At 34.5% G+C, this 19213-nt stretch carries 15 protein-coding genes and 3 tRNA genes; 13 read left to right on the top strand and 5 right to left on the bottom strand.

Features of this window, described 5'->3' with window-relative positions; translation table 11 throughout:
* Positions 1-81 precede the first annotated feature (81 nt).
* Together AC5LXI_RS12830 and AC5LXI_RS12825 are read right to left on the bottom strand one after the other, a co-directional pair.
* Entirely contained in the window at positions 82-1086 is a 1005-nt protein-coding gene (locus AC5LXI_RS12830; RefSeq protein WP_493442691.1) for a substrate-binding domain-containing protein, read from the bottom strand.
* A 335-nt stretch (positions 1087-1421) separates the two neighbouring features.
* Entirely contained in the window at positions 1422-3539 is a 2118-nt protein-coding gene (locus tag AC5LXI_RS12825; RefSeq protein WP_493442690.1) for an alpha-galactosidase, read from the bottom strand.
* Positions 3540-3755: 216 nt separating this feature from the next.
* Here AC5LXI_RS12825 and AC5LXI_RS12820 point away from each other — a divergent pair, with 216 nt between their 5' ends.
* From AC5LXI_RS12820 to AC5LXI_RS12800, 5 genes are all read left to right on the top strand, one after another.
* Positions 3756-4370, top strand: coding sequence for a TIGR04211 family SH3 domain-containing protein (locus tag AC5LXI_RS12820; protein WP_493442689.1), 615 nt, complete (start codon positions 3756-3758; stop codon positions 4368-4370).
* Entirely contained in the window at positions 4371-5468 is a 1098-nt protein-coding gene (locus tag AC5LXI_RS12815; RefSeq protein ID WP_493442688.1) for a tRNA nucleotidyltransferase/poly(A) polymerase-related protein, read from the top strand.
* A 117-nt stretch (positions 5469-5585) separates the two neighbouring features.
* Positions 5586-5662: transfer RNA gene (locus tag AC5LXI_RS12810), tRNA-Met, on the top strand.
* Positions 5663-5699: 37 nt separating this feature from the next.
* A tRNA-Leu gene (locus AC5LXI_RS12805) sits at positions 5700-5784 on the top strand.
* Between the two features lie 25 nt (positions 5785-5809).
* Positions 5810-5884: transfer RNA gene (locus AC5LXI_RS12800), tRNA-Gln, on the top strand.
* 266 nt (positions 5885-6150) lie between these two features.
* Here AC5LXI_RS12800 and AC5LXI_RS12795 read toward each other — a convergent pair.
* The 3 genes from AC5LXI_RS12795 to AC5LXI_RS12785 form a co-directional block, all read right to left on the bottom strand.
* Entirely contained in the window at positions 6151-7656 is a 1506-nt protein-coding gene (locus AC5LXI_RS12795; protein ID WP_493442687.1) for a hypothetical protein, read from the bottom strand.
* Between the two features lie 232 nt (positions 7657-7888).
* Complete coding sequence (locus AC5LXI_RS12790; protein WP_493442686.1) at positions 7889-8689, bottom strand: YdgH/BhsA/McbA-like domain containing protein; 801 nt, start codon at positions 8687-8689, stop codon at positions 7889-7891.
* 313 nt (positions 8690-9002) lie between these two features.
* Positions 9003-9629: an NUDIX hydrolase gene (locus AC5LXI_RS12785; protein WP_493442685.1), complete on the bottom strand. Its 627-nt coding sequence runs from the start codon at positions 9627-9629 to the stop codon at positions 9003-9005.
* Between the two features lie 107 nt (positions 9630-9736).
* Between AC5LXI_RS12785 and AC5LXI_RS12780 the strand changes: the two genes are divergently transcribed.
* The 8 genes from AC5LXI_RS12780 to era all read left to right on the top strand — a co-directional run bounded on the left by AC5LXI_RS12780 (position 9737) and on the right by era (position 19126).
* Entirely contained in the window at positions 9737-12208 is a 2472-nt protein-coding gene (locus AC5LXI_RS12780; RefSeq protein WP_493442684.1) for a class I adenylate cyclase, read from the top strand.
* A gap of 199 nt (positions 12209-12407) precedes the next feature.
* On the top strand, positions 12408-12980 hold the full coding sequence (rpoE, locus tag AC5LXI_RS12775) for an RNA polymerase sigma factor RpoE (RefSeq protein ID WP_493442683.1): 573 nt from the start codon (positions 12408-12410) through the stop codon (positions 12978-12980).
* A 47-nt stretch (positions 12981-13027) separates the two neighbouring features.
* The gene (locus AC5LXI_RS12770; protein ID WP_493442682.1) at positions 13028-13588 is read left to right on the top strand and encodes an RseA family anti-sigma factor; all 561 of its coding nucleotides are present in this window, start codon (positions 13028-13030) and stop codon (positions 13586-13588) included.
* A gap of 98 nt (positions 13589-13686) precedes the next feature.
* Entirely contained in the window at positions 13687-14595 is a 909-nt protein-coding gene (locus tag AC5LXI_RS12765) for a MucB/RseB C-terminal domain-containing protein (RefSeq protein ID WP_493442681.1), read from the top strand.
* A 127-nt stretch (positions 14596-14722) separates the two neighbouring features.
* Positions 14723-16519: a translation elongation factor 4 gene (gene lepA, locus AC5LXI_RS12760; RefSeq protein ID WP_493442680.1), complete on the top strand. Its 1797-nt coding sequence runs from the start codon at positions 14723-14725 to the stop codon at positions 16517-16519.
* Between the two features lie 20 nt (positions 16520-16539).
* Positions 16540-17538: a signal peptidase I gene (gene lepB / locus AC5LXI_RS12755; RefSeq protein ID WP_493442679.1), complete on the top strand. Its 999-nt coding sequence runs from the start codon at positions 16540-16542 to the stop codon at positions 17536-17538.
* Between the two features lie 11 nt (positions 17539-17549).
* On the top strand, positions 17550-18224 hold the full coding sequence (rnc, locus tag AC5LXI_RS12750) for a ribonuclease III (protein WP_493442678.1): 675 nt from the start codon (positions 17550-17552) through the stop codon (positions 18222-18224).
* Complete coding sequence (gene era, locus AC5LXI_RS12745) at positions 18221-19126, top strand: GTPase Era (protein WP_493442677.1); 906 nt, start codon at positions 18221-18223, stop codon at positions 19124-19126. Before rnc ends, era begins: the two co-directional genes overlap by 4 nt.
* Positions 19127-19213 lie beyond the last annotated feature (87 nt).

Here is a 19213-nt window from a genome sequence, read left to right as displayed (position 1 = left end):
ATTTGGATAAAATAGTTAAATGTCGAAAACTGTTACTATAGAGTTTTTGACATTTTTTATTATTTTACAATTTAATGTTGATTATCCTATTTTGTTAACTGAGTATCGTTTAGTTAGTGTCGGAGTAAAAATGTTAATTAAGTTTGCAGGCGGTTCTTCGCCTTTTGCTAGTCGTAATGCAAGTTCCGCTGCTTGTTTCGCCATTGTATGTAGTGGGTAACGAATGGTTGTTAATTTGGGATGTAAATATCGTGCAATTAATAGGTCATCAAATCCAATAATAGATATTTCTATCGGAATTTTTATATCATTATCATATAATACTGACATTGCGCCAGCAGCCATTGAATCGTTATAACAGGCAATTGCAGTGATTTCTCGATTACGTTCAAGGAGTGACATCATTGCTTGTTCTCCCCCTTCTTCATTAGGCGAGGAGAACGCAATAAAATTGTCATTAACATCTATGCTGTTTTCGTTTAATGCATCTTTGTAACCTTGTAACCGATCTGATGAGTCAGAAATTTCATGATTGGAACATAAATACCCAATTTTGCTATGGCCGTTTTGGATTAAATGCTTAACTGCTAGATATGAACCATAGCGGTCGTCAAGGGCAATACAACGTTTTTCGAAACCTTTTAATAACCGATTGATTAAAACCATCCCTGGCATTTGCTCCATTAACTTTATCAATCTGCTGTCCGGTAACATTTTTGCATGAACAACTAGAGATGAGCAGCGATGCTCTATTAAGTGAGTTATCGCATTATATTCTTGTTGTTCGTTGTGGTAGCCGTTACCAATTAGTAAAAAATGTCCCGTTTGAGATGCGACTTTTTCGACGGTTGTGACCATAGCGCCAAAAAAAGGGTCAGACACGTCAGCAACAACAATACCAATGGTATTAGAATTTTGTTGTGATAATGCACGCGCATTAGCATCAGGGTAATAATTTAATTTTTCCATGGCTTTTTTAACGGTTTCGCGCGTGTTATCACTGACGTTTTCGGCGTTGTTGATAACTCGCGATACTGTCGCAACAGAAACTTTAGCTAAATGTGCAACATCTTTTATCGTCGCCATAAAAAACCTTTTAAATTATTACTATAACTTTCATAAACTTTATATTTAGTTTTTTTATTGATATAAAGTTAAGCAGAACTATTAACGATTAAGTCAAAAAAGATCCACTGTGAAATTATCAATGATTACTTAACACGTTCTCATTTACCTTAAGTAATTGATACAGATATGTTATCTGTTCAATTTTATTGATTTAGCGCATGATAATAATGCAAAATTTTGGCTTTGCCAATAAACCATTGGCACCTGAATCGTTTCAGTTCTAATTTATTAATAAGGGGAATGACTGATTGCCTAAATTCCCCTCAAATTAGTTAAAATTTAATCACATCCCGCTATTTTACTGTCACTTTTATTAACATAGCAGTAGCCGGATCGAGTACAGGTAATGGTAAACCAATATTCATTAACCAATCGCCTGAAAGTGTAGTATCTGTTGTCATCCATTTTGGAAATGATTTCATGGCATGACCGTTCATTTTCGGATCGACATGATCGGGTAGATCTAGAATTTCGATTTTATATTGCTTATCAGCTATTAATCCTGTTAAGCGTAAATTACCACTTAATGCATAAGTAGGTAATGCTAATTGTGCTATAACAAATGCCGCTTCTGTTTTATTTTGACTTATCACACCATAGCTTTGCATAGCAGCACTATCATCAACATCTAATCGAACACTGTTACCACTATGTAATAATGGACGTAGTTGTTTATGTAAACGGATATAGTGAGTAAAACCTTTTTGTTCTTCTGCCGATTCTTTAACTGGATCGAGCTCGACACCCATGTGCCCAAATAATGCAGTCAATCCACGTAAATTCATGTCTAATTCACGGTAGGTGGTATGACAAGTTTTACCACCAATATGTGCCCCCATTACTTCAGGTGGGAAGAAGTAGCTCATGCCGCGTTGTATAATTTGTCTATCCAATGCATCATTCGAATCAGAGGCCCAGAAACGTTGAGTACGTTTTAAGACTTCAAAATCAATTCGACCACCACCAGAAGAACATGATTCAATTTCAACATTAGGATATTTTTCTTGCAAAATATCCATTAAACGGTAGACAGCGTTGGTTTGTCCAACTATAGCTGGATGACCTTCATGGCCTGCTTGAACAATTTCTCTATTCATGTCCCATTTAATATAGTCAATATCATAACTGCCTAATAGCCAATTTAATCTTTCAAGTAGATAGTCAAACACATCTGGATTTTGTAAATTAAGTAGGTATTGGTGACGACCTTCAGGTTGATTGTAGCCAGGTAATTCAAGTAACCAATCAGGGTGTGCTCGATAGAGATCGGAATTTTTACTGATCATTTCTGGTTCTACCCAGATACCAAATTCCATTCCTTGTTTTTTGACATGTTTGATGACTGGTTCAAGTCCTTTTGGATATTTGCGTTTATCTAAATACCAATCACCTAATGCTTGATAGTCATCATCACGTTTACCAAACCATCCATCATCGATAATAAAACGTTCAACACCCATTTGTGCTGCTTTAGTCGCCATTTTCATGATGTAATCAGGGTTGTGGTTGAAGAAGATACCTTCCCAAGTGTTGAGATGAACAGGGCGAGGTTTATCACTTGCAAAATGAATGATATTTTTGCGTAAAAATTGATGGAAATGCTGGCTCATTTTGTTTAAGCCTTCTTCACTATAAGTTGCATATAACCAAGGTGTACTTAATGTTTCACCTTTAGCTAATGATATTTCTCCTGCAAGATAAAGGGCTTCGGCTTGAATAAAACGTTTACCATTACTTTTGACTGCAACTTGAATGCGATGATTACCACTCCAACCTAAATGAATCCCCCAAACCTCACCAGTTTGCTCTTTAAATCCATCAGTACCAACTACCATACCCGGAAAGTATTCATGTGAAGTACGACCTCGTCGATTTTCTTGTAGGTAACCACAATGATCGATTCTTGTTCTGTGTGGAAAGAACTCCTTAATCCAACGACCACTAAAAGCCATCAATTCTTTCGCACGCTCAGGGATCGGTAAGGTTACAGATAAACGGTTGACTTGGTATGGTTCTTTACCTAAATTAGTTAGACTATTTTGGCATTGCAATACACCTGTTTCATCTAAAATCAGTTTACTCGTCAAACGAAGTTTGGCAATACTGTCTTCACTAATTATGGTTATATCATTTTTTTTTTGGGTTACTTCTTTTGTCACAAATACTGGTGACCAATCCTTACCATTTCGATGACCTTCAAGTCCAGGTGTACTAAAGTTCCCAACTCCTTCTTCTGGACAAAGAGTAAAAGGAACGTCAACATCAATACGCGAATTGGGTACAGCAGGTATAAGCATATCAATTTCATTAGTGTTTAGATTTTGTAATCGTTTACCAAAATAACAGAGTTCAGCATAAGGTCGAGTGCGTAAGATGATATCTATATCGCTGGTTCTAAGATTGTAGTTCATATTCTCTCCAAAGGTTAACCACTTTTACAGTATAGAATAATAATAATTTTTAGTAATTAATATAATTAATATTTAATTTTGTGATTAAGATCCCAATTAATGTAATCGTTTTCATCTAAATTCCTTTGGAATGCTAATCAAGCAATTTTTATTGGTGCGAAAAGGCAATATTTTGTGTTATTATGATTTGTAATCATGGGTGAAAATTAAAATATTATGAAAAAACAGAACATTATTACTTTATTTTCTTTAATGACATTAGTTTTTAGTGTTGAAGCCATAGATAAATATGTAACTGAAAATGTTGATGTTTATCTCCGTCGTGGCCCTAGTTCTCAATATGCTTACACAAGCGCTGTTAAAGCAGGGGAAAAAGTTACTGAACTTGAAAAGAGTGCTGACGGTAAATACACCCGAATAAAACTCTCTAATGGCAGTTCAGCTTGGATTGAATCTTATAAATTGAAAGATCAACCTAGCTCTAAAGAACTTCTTCCAATGTTAGAAGCAAAACTTGCCGAATATAAAGATAAAGTTGATAACGCCGAACAGTATAAACAAAGTGCAGTCAATGATTATGCTGAAAAATTAAAACAAGCTGAACAAACGATTGAAAGCTTGCAAGCCAAGAATAAAGAGTTAGAACAACTTAATAAAATGCAAGACACTAAACTCGAATCAATTCTAAATCAAGTTGATGATAAGCGCCGTGATCTTATTGTTACTTGGTTTACTTATGGTGGTTTAGTCGCTGGTGGCGGTTTACTTTTAGGTCTTATTTTGCCAGCTATTATGCCTGGGCGTCGCAAAAAAGATCGTTGGATGCGTTAAATGAGCAAAATCTATCTTGTTGGTGGTTCTGTTCGAGATAGATTGCTAAATCTTCCTGTTGTTGATCGTGATTGGGTTGTGGTTGGTGCTACACCCGATGAGCTTTTAGCTTTAGGATATCAACAGGTTGGTAAAGATTTTCCTGTCTTTTTACATCCCACTACAAAAGAAGAATATGCGTTGGCTCGAACCGAGCGAAAATCGGGTAAAGGCTACACTGGATTTATTTGCGATTTTAGTAAAGATATTACTTTAGAGCAAGATCTTATCCGTCGAGACTTGACTATTAACGCTATTGCCATGGATGAAGATGGTAATATTGTCGATCCATATCGTGGCGTTGATGACATCAAACTTAGATTATTGCGCCACGTTTCGCCCGCTTTTAGAGAAGATCCCTTACGAATCTTACGTGTTGCACGTTTTGCTGCTCGTTATCATCATTTAGATTTTAAAATTGCTCCTGAAACGCAAAAGTTAATGAAAGAAATGGTTTTAGCGGGAGAAATAAACACACTTACTCCCGAGCGTGTATGGAAAGAGACAGAAAAAGCACTAGCAAGCGACGACCCGCAAGTTTATTTTCAAGTGCTGGATCAATGTGGCGCTTTATCACTATTATTTCCATCATTAGTGCTTTCTAATACAATTGCAGATGCTTTAAAAAAATCAACTTTATTAACTGATGATTCAGCAATTCGCTTTGCGGTATTGTGTGGTGAATTTGTAACGAAAACAGCGCTAGGAAAACTGTGTTTACAAATTAAAGCGCCAAATCAATACACAAAATTAGCGATTATGGTACAGCAACACCACCATGAAGTTGAAAACGTGACAAGATTAACTGCCGAACAAATTATTGAGTTGTTTTATCGAATAGATGTTTGGCGCAATCCTTATCATCTAAATCAATTAATCATTGCTAGCCAATCTTATGCCAAAACAGAAGCATTTCCTCAAGCAAAATATCTTGAGAATGCATATAAATTAGCTCAAAGCGTCAATGTTCAAAATATTATTGCTGAAGGTTATAAAGGAAAGCAGATTCAAGACGAGTTACAAAAAAGGCGAATTGAAGTGTTATTAGACGGTATTTGATTGCATCTTAATCAATCGTCACTTTTTTTTAAAATATCTAAAAAAAAGGGTTGACGATTTGACGTAACACAAGCATAATGCGCCTCGCAGTGTTGGTTATGACGTTGCGAATGAAATGGCTACGTAGCTCAGTTGGTTAGAGCACATCACTCATAATGATGGGGTCACAGGTTCGAATCCCGTCGTAGCCACCACTAAGATTAAGTTGTACTTTTACCGAGAGTATACAATGCGGGTGTGGCGAAATTGGTAGACGCACCAGATTTAGGTTCTGGCGCCGCGAGGCGTGGGGGTTCAAGTCCCTTCACCCGCACCATTTAATCTTAATATTTATCCTTTATTGGGGTATAGCCAAGCGGTAAGGCAGCGGGTTTTGATCCCGCCACGCCCAGGTTCGAATCCTGGTACCCCAGCCATTTAATTTTCAAACATTATCTATGTATCACACTTTTGAGTGAATTGATTAATGTCAATTGATAGTCATATTTGAAAAATCAGCCACTATTTATTTTTTTGATTAAGTTTACTTATCTTATTTAATATATAAATGATGAGTTGCTTTTAACAGTAAATACTAAAGTCGATTATCTGCTTTTTAAAAGCGAAATTAAAATTATTTTAACTATAATAAGAATGAAAATTGCGTTATATCATCTTATAACGCAATTTATGAATATATTTTCTATTTCAGCACACAAACAAAATATAATTCATTATCTTTCAACTGCCATTCAATAGCGCCTTTTGTTGAACCTACCGCGTATTGGTTGTTACTATCTCTTTCGTTCGAAGTCCAATATAAACGTCCTCTAGGGAAATGGTTACCTGGATAGGCGTGATGATAATAATTCCCTTCGTTAGTTACATCACCCCATTCAGCTAAAAGATTGTTTCCAACCCGACGATAATAGTGATTAGTTGTAATGGCTAGACAATTATCTGACTTATTATCAGATTGGCAAGCACCACCACTAGTTATAAGACTTTGGTCACTATTGGTTAAATCTTCAATAGATGGAACGACATAGTTTCCCTGGCAAACACTTGTATATTGATTATAAGGATAAAAATCTTGGCTGGGTGCGGAGAACCATTTCTTAATAGTAAACGAATAAATATCTTCACCATTGGATTTTATAGAAAATGTAGGATTTGCTTCGGTGGCTTCTCCTAGCAATTTGACTTGAACAGCCGTGTTAGCTAGATGGCTATCTACATCATTGTCATTAATTTTTTTTATCTCTACATTTACTCCTTTTGAACTATTTGATGATGCTATTGTCGATAAATCAAACGGTACGCCGGCTATAAACATGAGAAATTGTGCTTGATCAAATCCAGTAGTTGGAAAACCACCAGCACTGACTTTATTGACGAAGCCAGAATCAACTATGTATTGATTCTTATCGCCCCAAGTTAAACGTGCCCAGTCGCCAGTGTAATCTCGATTTTCGAAAGGAAATGAGTTTACAATTGATGGTCGATTGGCACAAACGGTAGGTTTGATCGCATTGTAAATCAAAAAGTCACTCTTGGGCGTAGAATAAATTGTATAATTTGGTATGCCATATTCAGAAACTAAAGCGATGGTGCCTGAAATTCTGATATAAGGATTCCACCCCAACCGTGCGAGCTCACAGAAGGTTCTATCTCTATCTGATTCCAATAATAAATAGGATATATTGGCTGCTCGATAGAACCAATCTATTTTAAAACCGCCATCAGGTGGGGTTATTTTAGTTATAACATCGCCGTCATCATCAGAGACGTTCTGACTATCAATTGGATTAGTAGGTGAAAATGGCATTATTATAGGTTCAAAACCATAATCAGACTTTAACATTGTTAACAATTGATTTGGTGTGGTTGTATTAGGATCAACCTGAGGGAAATTTATGGCTTTTATTGTGTCGTTTAAACTATTTAATTCAGAGTTTATTGTAGTTTGTAATTTTACTCCAAAATAGTGAAAGTTTTGTTGATTATATTCTCGAGATCCATTTATGCCTATCGCATCTGGATTAATAAAATAGGGGGCGGAACCATGAATAACTTCTACTGTTTTTGCATTCAAAGCCAAAGCTAAATTGTTTATTAAAAACACTGAAATTAAAAAGAATATGATAAATCGTGTTAACCATGGAAATTGAAAAAACAGTATAAATTTAAATCCTTTCAATAATATCATCTTACCTTACCTTTTAATTCTTAAATTTAAATAAAAAAAGATACATTTATTGTGTTTAAATTATGCTGATACTTATTATTACAAACTTAAATCGTGAAAAACCTAATTCTTGGATAAAAATCTTTTTATGAATTGCATTGTTAGGTAGAGCTTGAGACTAAAAGTTTATTTTCGTAAAAATCCATGTGTAAAAATATAATATTTAACACATGGATAATTATGTAATGGATCGTTATTTATATAAATTTACATAAACTGTTTGAGCTGTTTCAGCGCGGTTAGTTGATACTTCTTTTACATAGTAGAAGTGCGCATCGTTAGCAATAGCATATTTTTGTGCCGCAGCGCTAATTTCGCTAGTGTTGTTAAATGTGCCATGGAAAACGATAGTTTTATAAGGTTCCATGGTTTTGAAAGCATCGCTAGTGATTTCATAAGCATCTTGACCTGCAATTGCTTTAGAGATGATAAAGTCACGAACAGGCGCATCTTTTTTATATAAAGCTACATCAATGTCTTGTTGACGATTTTTTACATCATCGGCAATAATTGAATAAACATAAAATGCATAGGCATCTTTTTCAGTAGCGATTTTGCTTGCAGCATCCAAAATTTCAGATGTGTTATTGTAATCGCCTTTGAATTTAACTACAGCAAATGGTAAATAATAAAGGGCTTTTGAACGTGGATAAAGCACAACACCGTTATGAGTAACTTCTTCTTTACTTACCGCAATAGGTGCATTTGATTTATAAACATCAGCATAAACAATTGCACGATTAGTTGTTGTGCCGGTAGATGGTTGCTCAATTCCAGTTATATGATAATATTTAGCACCAACTTCGTCCGCAGCTTTAGATATATCATCTGCTGCATTTTGCGCTTGTAAGTAACTACCAGTTACTGAAATTTCTTTGAAAGGAATGAGGTTATTACTTTCTTCTGCTGTTAATGGTAATGCCGCATAAATATTGGCAACAGGTAGAGATAATAGTAAAGCTAATGCAATAGATGATTTATTAAAACGTTTCATAATAATGTCCTTCGTATTTATGTTATAAAAATAAAAAACAATTTTTAACGCTTATTCTATGAGTGTATTGCATGAGAGTATGGAAAACGAAAAACGCTCTCGGATGTATATTTTACTAATTCTTACAAACAGCTAGATAAAACAGGATGGAAATGGTGTAAAAGAAAATAACCACTTATTAGTATATATTAATCAGAATATTTGTGTAGATATCGATCCAATTTTTTGCAAAGAATATATTTTTGAGCATTTTATGCTAAAAAATATTATGGGATAGTAGAGATATTTCTTACAATAAATCTTTATATTATAACTAGATATCAACATTTATCGTGCGTATAAAACTGTTAATAATTTGTGCAGTTAATCCCCAAATAACAAAATCATTATATTGATAAAAGTGGACATGATGTTCTGATCTTTTTTGCCAATTTGCAGTTCGATTTGGTACTAAATTAAAAGGAAAATTATCATCAGGTTTAAAACCAACAAACATGGTTGCTTGTGTTGGTGAGTGCTTGATAAACCATTCAATTGGTACCGTAAAAATAGATTCAACTTCATCATGGTTGATTAGTAAGTTGTCCAAGTTATCTATATGACCAATTTTTGCGACAAAGGGATAAATTATCATGCCTAACGAGGCGATAAATTTAGGTAATTGTCCTAATACGGTGATTTGATCAAGTGTAATTCCTAGTTCTTCGAACGTTTCACGCTTGGCGGTATATTCGGGGTTGATATCAGATAATTCAACACGTCCACCAGGAAAACAGATATCACCTGGTTGCCATTTGAGTTTTTTGGAACGGACCTGAAAAAGTAGGTGTAATTGATTTTCAATCTTGATAATTGGGATTAAAACAGCGGCTTTATTTATAAATTGAAATTGATTTTTGGTATTTTTCAAAGATTGTGATATTTTTTCTAAGGTGATCATAATATTTATTTCGTTAAATTTGTAAATTTACATTATTTTTACGTTATAATAAAAATTATTGGAGAAATTGTTCGTCAATAGTACATCTGTTTCACCTGAATAATGCTATGCAATACGATATTAATAACATAAAAAAAGAACTTGATGATCTTGCAATATTAAAACACGATCGGGCACAAAGTAGCATGTCTTTGGGGTTTCAACGTGTTTTTTCATTATTGCCGGCTCTTTTTCATTTTCACCATCCCGATCTTCCTGGTTATGTGAGTGAAGAAACACCATTAGGTATTGCATATTATAAGTCGCCGAAAGAAATTACTGAACAGTTAAAAAATGACTTTAATTTCAATGCGAAATATAAAACAAATCACGCTGATATTTCTGCTTTATATTCGATGGGCAGTACGTGTTCTATCGGGCAATCTATTTCATCAGATCTAGATATATGGATCTGTATCGAAAATAGTTTATCTTCAGCTAAAAAGCAAGCATTGATGCAAAAATGTCGATTGATAGAAGTATGGGCTGAAGATCTCGGTGTTAAACTTACGTTATTTGTTGTTGATGTCGATCGATTTATTAATCAACATCATGAATGTCTAATGGGTGAAAATTGTGGTTCCGCTCAGCACATATTACTGCTTGAAGAGTTTTATCGCTCAGCCAATCTTTTAGCGGGTAAAAGATTATTATGGTTTGCGGTTCCCTCTGATTTTACTGTTAACGATGTCACGTATCCTAACTATGAAAAATGTGTTCAAGCATTAGTTGTTTCAAATATCATTAAGCGTGAAGAATGGATTGATTTTGGACCATTAACCGGATTATCTGCAGAAGAGTATTTTGGTGCAAGTTTATGGCAACTATATAAAAGTATCGATTCACCATTCAAAGCCGTATTAAAGACATTATTACTTGAAGCTTATTCTTCAATCTATCCACAGAATAAGCCTATCGCTTTTGAGATGCGGGAGTTAATTCAGAAAGGTGAAATCCATACCCATCATTATCTCGATTCATATTCCATGTTATTGGATAGAATCTCGAACTATTTAATCGAAATTAAAGATTTTCAGCGCCTTGAATTAGTTAGACATTGCTTTTATTTAAAAGTGAATGAAAAATTATCACAAAACTGTGACTCACCGTCTTGGCGACGTGAAGTGTTAAATGAATTTGTGAGACAGTGGGGGTGGCGTCCCAAATTATTGGCAAAATTAGATGCCAGTAAAACGTGGAAAATCGAACAAGTTCGTGAAATACACGAAATATTGTTACATACAATGATGACCGGTTATCGTAATTTACTTAATTTTGGACGTCGTAACAATCTAGATTCACTGATTAGTCCACAAGATTTGGCGATATTAACTCGTAAATTATATGCTTCTTTTGAAGTTCTTCCTGGTAAAATTTCTACACTAAAACTAAATATATCTGATAATTTACAAGAAGATGTATTAACTTTTATTCATGTTAAAGAAGATCGAATTAATCGAGCGGGGTGGTATGTTTATAATCAAAGCCCTAAACTTAATTCGATCGTTGGACATCAATATTTAGAATACAGCAAATACTTAGTTAAGTTAGTTGGATGGTGTTATTTTAATGGGCTGATTTCAGATTCAACCCAATTTTATTATTACGATGGTGATGACCGGGATAACAAAAAAATCACCAAGCTGATTAAAGATCTAAAAAATTACTTTCCGATTGATGTTCCAACGGCAACCGAAGAACAGTTATATGGGCCGTGTGAAATACGTCAATTAGCCATCATATTAAATTTAGAAAATGATCCAACGGTTAATTTAGAATTAGAAGATGAGATCAGCACTAATGTTTTAAATTATGGTAAACAAGAACTAAGTTTAGTTAACTCCATTGACTTGCTCTATCGTAATTCGTGGAATGAAATTCGAGTTTTACATTTTAATGGAACTTTATGTGTGCTAGAAGCTATAAAAGCCTTACTTAATCGTATGCATAAAGATGCTGACTTACCTAATTCGGTCGAAATCTTTTGTTATAGCAATCAGCTCATCAGTGAAATTAAAAGCCAAATGAAAAAACTGATGTACGATTGTGTTGACTTGCGATTAACGACAACTAAAAATAATTTAATTCAAGTTAAACCACTAAGAATTGATGGTGCCTCTTGGTATCTATTTTTCGAGCGATTTGGCGTTTCTTTTCATCAATTTGAAAGTGCCATTGATTTTTATGGGGCAGTTTCAAATAATAAAGTCCAAGGTAGGCCACTAAATATTTTAGATGAAAGTAATGAATTACCTAAAGAGATTGATAGCGTTGCTTATGAAGGTATTATTCAATTCTTTTTTGAAGATACCGCAAATGGATTTGATTTATATATTTTAAACGAGCATAATCAAATCGAAATTTACCGTAATTGTAACGGTACCAAAGAAAACATGGTCAAAGATATTAATGATTTTTATGTATTATCAGATGACCGCTTCACCTTTACTACTAGTAGCTCAGTTAATTTTAATTTACCGCAATTTTACCAAATCACTTATAATGCGGCGGGTGAACGTGAAATCTTCTTACTCAATTAATTAAGTTAAAATGTTTACTAAAAAAGTTGAGGAGCGCACTTTTTAAGTATATAAAATGCTAAAAAATAAAATAATTAGCTAAAAAAAAGAAATTTCTATTAAAATAATGGGAACTTTTTTTAAATTCACGAATCTAACTGTTAGAGTGCACAGTTTTGGGCCACACTAATAGTGTTAACATAATGAGGGATGGCCTTTAATGGGGGAGCAAATAACAGACCAAGTTTTAGTTGATCGCGTTTTAAACGGAGATAAAAATGCGTTTAATTTACTTGTCGTTCGTTATCAAAATAAGCTAGCTCATTTGGTATCACGTTATGTTTTACCTTCTGAAATCCCTGATGTTGTGCAAGAAACCTTTATTAAAGCTTATCGTTCATTAAGCTCTTTCAAAGGTGAAAGTATTTTTTATACTTGGTTGTATCGAATAGCAGTTAATACAGCAAAGAATTATTTAACTTCGCAAGGTCGACGACCACCATCTTCAGATATTGATGCAAGTGAAGCTGAAAGTTACGAAGGTGCTGATTCGTTAAGAGATGTCGATAACCCGGAAAGTTTAGTACTTTCTAAAGAAGTTGAAAGAGTAGTTTTTGCCGCAATTGAAGCATTACCTGATGATTTAAGAACGGCTATTACATTACGTGAAATTGATGGATTAAGTTATGAGGAAATAGCTGAAATTATGGGTACACCAGTTGGAACAGTTAGATCACGTATTTTTAGAGCGCGTGATGCTATTGATGAAAAAATAAAACCATTAATAAATTGATGGTTTGAACAAATTAAAATAGGTAGCAAGAAATTAAGGTATCTACTATGCAAATAGAACAGAAACAGCAGCTTTCATTACTAATGGATGGTGAGTTCATCGATGATCACTTTGTCGATGAACTTGGTCACGATGAAAGTTTGCAATCCTGCTGGCATCGCTATCATCTCGCAAGAGAAGCTATGCGAGGAGAATTGCACGGTAGTTCATTAACATTAGATATTAGTAATCAAGTGGCTATGGCGATTGCAGATGATGATTTATACCCACAATTAACGGATCAACCTTCTCAAGATGAGATTTCAATTCCTAAAGCTGAAAATTTATTTTGGCTACGAATTAAAGACGCTATGGCTAAGGTTAGTCAAGTCGGACTTGCTGCTTGTGTTACATTAGCAATTATTGCTGGAGTTCAATATCATCAAGGTCAATCAGATGAAACTAATGGAGTTCCAACGCTTAATACGGTACCTATGGGTGTAAATGTTGCACCTGTTGGCGGGATACAACAACATAATGATCAGCAATTACTTGAAAAAAGACAATATGATAAGATTCGATTGCTGGTTCAAGATTATGAATTACAAAAAAGGTTAAATGCCCATTAAAAAAGATGAATTTCCTATTTTCTTTAATAAAAATAAAGCTAAAACAGAGTAACAATTTTATTATTACTCTGTTTTTTATATTATCCTCTACCTCAGCCATGGCAGAAGGAACCAGTGAAGCATTAAATTTATTAAATAAAATGGGCAAAGCAGTGCAAACGAGTGATTATCAAATTCACTTTGTATCACAAGATAAAGAACAATTTGCCTCAACCTTCGAATATAACCACTTAGGTGCAGCTAAAAAAGAGAATATTAGTGCGCAGTTGCTTTATCTTGAAGGTCCTGCTAAAGAGATCATTTTACATAACAACACTACCAGCTATTTTCAACCAGATAACCCTTCATTTTCGATTGCTAGTTCTCGTATAACCGAGGCATTTCCTGATGTTATCTATAATGATTTTAATTCATTAGTTAGTATTTATGACTTTATTTTATTAGGTAAAACTAGGACGGCGAATCGTGGTGCTCAATTAGTGAAAATAATTGCTAAAGATAAAGATCGTTATAGTTATGTAATATGGATCGATGATGAAACTTATTTACCGTTACGAATAGATTTAATTAATGATGATAATGACATTGTTAATCAATTTAAAGTGGTTGATATTGATACTAATTTCGATGCCCAAAAATTCAAAAATTATATTGGTAATCAAAGCTACCCAATTTTATTATCTATCGAAAAAGAGAATAATTTACTTGATGCTTGGCGTTTAGCATGGTTGCCAAAAGGATTTAAAGAAATTGCAGCGTATAACGTCAATTTTTATGGTTCTGATATTGCGACCAAGTTGTTTTCTGACGGTGTGTTTTCTTTTACAGTAAATGTCTCTTTAGAGCAAGCGAGTCAACCAAATCAACTTATTCAGCAAGGTGGTCGAACCATATTTTCGACTAATTTTGACAACAAAAATATTATCATTATAGGTAATTTACCTGAGGCCACAATAGAAAGAATTGCTCAAAATATTGTTGAGAAATCATCGGAAACCTCTCGATAACACTATGCTTACTGACTATTAATGTGTAGAATGTTTGCTTCTATTTTCGTGATTATTTAACTTGTTATTTATAGCCAATAACATTAACGATAATTAACAGTACATAACTAAAATATAACTTATTGATATGAATAAAAATATCCGCAATTTTTCAATTATTGCTCATATTGACCATGGTAAATCAACGCTTTCTGATCGTATTATCCAAATCTGTGGTGGACTTTCTGATCGCGAAATGGAAGCTCAAGTTTTAGACTCAATGGATCTGGAGCGTGAACGTGGTATTACAATTAAAGCACAAAGTGTTACTTTAGATTATCATGCTAAAGATGGCCAAACATATCAGCTAAATTTTATTGATACACCAGGACACGTTGACTTTTCCTATGAAGTTTCACGCTCGCTTGCCGCATGTGAAGGTGCATTACTTGTTGTTGATGCTGGACAAGGGGTTGAAGCACAAACCCTTGCTAACTGTTATACCGCACTTGATATGGATCTTGAAGTAGTACCGGTACTTAATAAAATTGATTTACCTGCAGCTGAACCGGAAAGAGTGGCTGAAGAGATTGAAGATATTGTTGGTATAGATGCTAGCAATGCAGTAAGATGTTCGGCTAAAACCGGGGTTGGTGTGGTTGATGTACTTGAACAGCTTGTTCATGATATCCCTGCGCCAGAAGGTGATTCCAATGCTCCTTTGCAAGCACTTATTATCGATTCATGGTTTGACAATTATTTAGGTGTTGTATCACTAATTCGTATCAAAAATGGTGAGTTAAATAAAGGTGACAAAATCAAAGTTATGAGTACAGGAATGACTTATAATGTTGATCGTTTAGGCATCTTTACACCAAAACAAGTTGATAAAGACTGTTTACATTGTGGTGAAGTAGGTTGGGTTGTTTGCGCAATCAAAGATATATTAGGCGCGCCTGTAGGGGATACTTTAACCTTAGCAAAATCTCCTGCGAATAAACCATTACCGGGATTTAAAAAGGTTAAACCTCAAGTCTATGCCGGGTTATTTCCTACTAGTTCTGATGATTACGAGGCATTTCGTGATGCATTAGGTAAATTGAGCCTTAATGATGCTTCGCTTTTTTATGAGCCAGAAAATTCTGGTGCGTTAGGATTTGGTTTTCGTTGTGGTTTCCTTGGTTTATTGCATATGGAAATCATCCAAGAACGATTAGAAAGAGAGTATAATCTTGATCTAATTACCACTGCACCGACAGTAGTTTATGAAGTTTTAACTACTCAAAATGAAATCATTTATGTTGATAGCCCTGCTAAACTACCGGCAGTAAATAATATTCAAGAACTACGTGAGCCGATAGCTGAATGTAACATTTTAGTGCCACAAACGTATTTAGGTAATGTAATTACTTTATGTGCTGAAAAACGTGGTGTGCAAATTAATATGGTTTATCATGGCAATCAAGTTGCGTTAACTTATGAAATTCCAATGACTGAAGTTGTTTTAGACTTTTTTGATAAACTTAAGTCGACTTCACGTGGTTATGCTTCTTTAGATTACAGTTTTAAACGTTTCCAAGTTGCTGACATGGTCAGACTTGATGTATTAATTAATGGCGAACGAGTTGATGCATTAGCGCTTATCACGCATAAAGATAATGCACCTTATCGTGGACGAGAATTAGTGGAAAAGATGAAAGATCTTATTCCTCGTCAGCAGTTTGATATAGCAATTCAAGCGGCAATTGGCAATCATGTTATAGCTCGTTCTACTGTAAAACAATTACGAAAAAATGTATTGGCCAAATGTTATGGTGGTGACGTTAGTCGTAAAAAGAAACTTTTACAGAAGCAAAAAGAGGGTAAAAAACGCATGAAACAAGTAGGTAATGTTGAACTACCTCAAGAAGCGTTTTTAGCTATTTTGCATGTAGGTAAAGATTAATTAGTTAAAGAGGATAAATAATGGCTAATATATTCGCCATCATATTGACAACAGCAACTTTTATTACTGCTATCTTCTGGTTTTTAGAAAAATTTAAATGGAAACCAGCTAGACAACGTAAAGTTGAAGAAATTCGTAAGCAAACCAATGGTGAAATTGATGGAAAAGTTCTAGCTGAAGTCGGGAAACCTAAAGGTTGGGTTGAGAATTTATCATCGTTTTTTCCTGTTCTGTTTGTGGTATTTGTTATTCGTTCATTTATCTATGAACCTTTTCAAATTCCTTCAGGATCAATGATGCAGACACTATTAGTTGGTGATTTTATTGCTGTACAAAAGTTTTCATATGGATTACGTGATCCGATTACAAATACTGTCTTAATTTCAACCGGCCATCCAAAACGAGGTGAAATTGCGGTTTTCAAACATCCTGATGGTTCAAATCGAGATATAATAAAACGGGTTGTTGGTTTACCAGGTGATAAAATTGTTTATTTGTCAAAGGAAAAGAAAATACTTATTTATCCAGCGTGCCAGACAAGCGATAATAATTGTGTCGGTCAGCAATCTGAACCATTAGATTTACATTATACTCAGCCACAATCAAGTAATTGGAAAGAAGTGGATGAATGGAAGCAAAATCCAGATTTCTATACAATAAAACAATATAAGGATAAAGGTATTGTTGATTCTCAAACTCGAATAACATTCGATATGACAATTCAACAAGAAACCTTAGGTCAATTTACTCACGACATTCTAACAACGCCAAGAAAAATGGAAGACCCAACTTATTTTTATCATCAAAAAGGCCAACCTTTAGCAACTTGGGTTGTACCACAAGGTAACTACTTTATGATGGGTGATAATCGTGATAATAGTGGTGATAGCCGATATTTTGGTTTTGTACCTGAAGAAAATTTTGTTGGTCGTGCAACCGCTATTTGGATTAGCTTTGAAAAACAACCTGATGAATGGCCTACAGGAATTCGATTCAGCCGTATTGGTGGAATTCACTAACTGTGATAACTATGAAAAATTTGAATCAAATACAACAATCGATTGGTTATCATTTTAAAGATACATCTTTATTGCAACTCGCACTGACTCATCGCAGTGCGAATAAAATGCATAATGAGCGGCTAGAGTTTTTAGGTGATTCAATCCTTAGTTTTGTTATTGCTGATGAGCTTTATCATCGATTTAGCAAGCAAGATGAAGGTGATCTTAGCCAAATGAGAGCAAGTTTAGTTTGTGGTCAAACTCTTGCTGAAATGGGTAAAGAGTTTAAATTAGGTGATTATCTTATTTTGGGCCAAGGCGAATTAAAAAGTGGTGGTTATCGCCGCGAGTCGATTATTTCTGATGCCGTCGAAGCTATCATCGGTGCTATTTATTTAGATAGTGATATTGAAAATATTCGTCAGTTAATTTTGGCTTGGTATACAACGCGTTTAAATGAAATTAAACCTGGCATTAAGCAAAAAGATGCTAAAACACGATTACAGGAATATCTGCAAGGTATTCGACATGAACGACCATGCTATTTAATTCTTGAAGTTACTGGTGATAATCATGAGCAAGAGTTTCTCATTCAATGCAAAATTGACAATGATGATCACCAATATTTAGGACGAGGTTTAAGTCGTCGTAAAGCTGAACAAGCTGCAGCTCAAGAAGCACTAAACCAATTAGGTATAAAATGACAGAATCAAAACAACATTGTGGATTTGTTGCTATAGTCGGTAGACCAAATGTCGGCAAATCAACTTTATTAAATCAACTACTTGGTCAAAAAGTATCAATCACTTCACGCAAGGCACAAACTACACGTCACCGTATTGTAGGTATTGATACTCAAGATGATGATCAAATTATCTATATTGATACCCCCGGTCTTCATATTGAAGAAAAAAGAGCGATTAACCGGTTAATGAATCGTGCTGCTAGCAGTTCAATTGGTGATGTTGAATTGGTTATCTTTGTTGTTGAAGGCACACACTGGACTGATGATGATGAAATGGTTGCAGGCAAACTTAAAGATTGTAAAGCGCCTGTATTACTGGTGATCAATAAAATTGACAATGTTACAGATAAAACTCAGCTGTTGCCCCATATTCAAGAAATCAGCCAAAAAATCAAATTTTTGGATGTTGTGCCTATTAGTGCTGAAAAAGGTGAAGGCGTTGATATCATCAAAGACATTGTAAAAAAACATTTACCTGTTGGTGAACATCATTTCCCCGAAGATTATATTACTGATCGTTCACAACGGTTTATGGCTTCAGAAATCATCCGTGAAAAACTAATGCGCTTTTTAGGTGATGAACTACCTTATTCTGTCACGGTTGAAATAGAACAATTTAAAGTCGATGAGCCTACCGGCATGTACCGTATCAATGGTTTAATTTTGGTTGAACGTGATGGTCAAAAGAAAATGGTCATTGGTAATAAAGGTGAAAAAATCAAAAAAATTGGCATAGAAGCACGTAAAGATATGCAATTATTTTTTGATAATAAAGTTCATTTAGAATTATGGGTAAAAGTTAAAGCCGGCTGGGCTGATGATGAGCGAGCACTTCGAAGCTTAGGTTATAGTGACGATTAATTGCTACATTTAATCCTAAAAATGGAAAATCAGGTATCAGAAGATACCTGATTTTTTTAATCCCCATAATCCTTTCAAGAGATTAAT

The sequence above is a fragment of the Gilliamella sp. LMG 34361 genome (assembly GCF_984569075.1).
This window is presented reverse-complemented; position numbering and strand designations above follow the sequence as displayed.

Bases quoted from the DNA above. Each gene is read 5' to 3' on its own strand.
- AC5LXI_RS12765 (WP_493442681.1), top strand. From the start codon at position 13,687: ATGGCAGAAGGAACCAGTGAAGCATTAAATTTATTAAATAAAATGGGC.
- AC5LXI_RS12820 (WP_493442689.1), top strand. From the start codon at position 3,756: ATGAAAAAACAGAACATTATTACTTTATTTTCTTTAATGACATTAGTT.
- AC5LXI_RS12785 (WP_493442685.1), bottom strand. From the start codon at position 9,629: ATGATCACCTTAGAAAAAATATCACAATCTTTGAAAAATACCAAAAAT.
- AC5LXI_RS12825 (WP_493442690.1), bottom strand. From the start codon at position 3,539: ATGAACTACAATCTTAGAACCAGCGATATAGATATCATCTTACGCACT.
- lepB (WP_493442679.1), top strand. From the start codon at position 16,540: ATGGCTAATATATTCGCCATCATATTGACAACAGCAACTTTTATTACT.
- AC5LXI_RS12795 (WP_493442687.1), bottom strand. From the start codon at position 7,656: ATGATATTATTGAAAGGATTTAAATTTATACTGTTTTTTCAATTTCCA.
- rnc (WP_493442678.1), top strand. From the start codon at position 17,550: ATGAAAAATTTGAATCAAATACAACAATCGATTGGTTATCATTTTAAA.
- era (WP_493442677.1), top strand. From the start codon at position 18,221: ATGACAGAATCAAAACAACATTGTGGATTTGTTGCTATAGTCGGTAGA.
- AC5LXI_RS12790 (WP_493442686.1), bottom strand. From the start codon at position 8,689: ATGAAACGTTTTAATAAATCATCTATTGCATTAGCTTTACTATTATCT.
- rpoE (WP_493442683.1), top strand. From the start codon at position 12,408: ATGGGGGAGCAAATAACAGACCAAGTTTTAGTTGATCGCGTTTTAAAC.
- AC5LXI_RS12770 (WP_493442682.1), top strand. From the start codon at position 13,028: ATGCAAATAGAACAGAAACAGCAGCTTTCATTACTAATGGATGGTGAG.
- AC5LXI_RS12830 (WP_493442691.1), bottom strand. From the start codon at position 1,086: ATGGCGACGATAAAAGATGTTGCACATTTAGCTAAAGTTTCTGTTGCG.
- lepA (WP_493442680.1), top strand. From the start codon at position 14,723: ATGAATAAAAATATCCGCAATTTTTCAATTATTGCTCATATTGACCAT.
- AC5LXI_RS12815 (WP_493442688.1), top strand. From the start codon at position 4,371: ATGAGCAAAATCTATCTTGTTGGTGGTTCTGTTCGAGATAGATTGCTA.
- AC5LXI_RS12780 (WP_493442684.1), top strand. From the start codon at position 9,737: ATGCAATACGATATTAATAACATAAAAAAAGAACTTGATGATCTTGCA.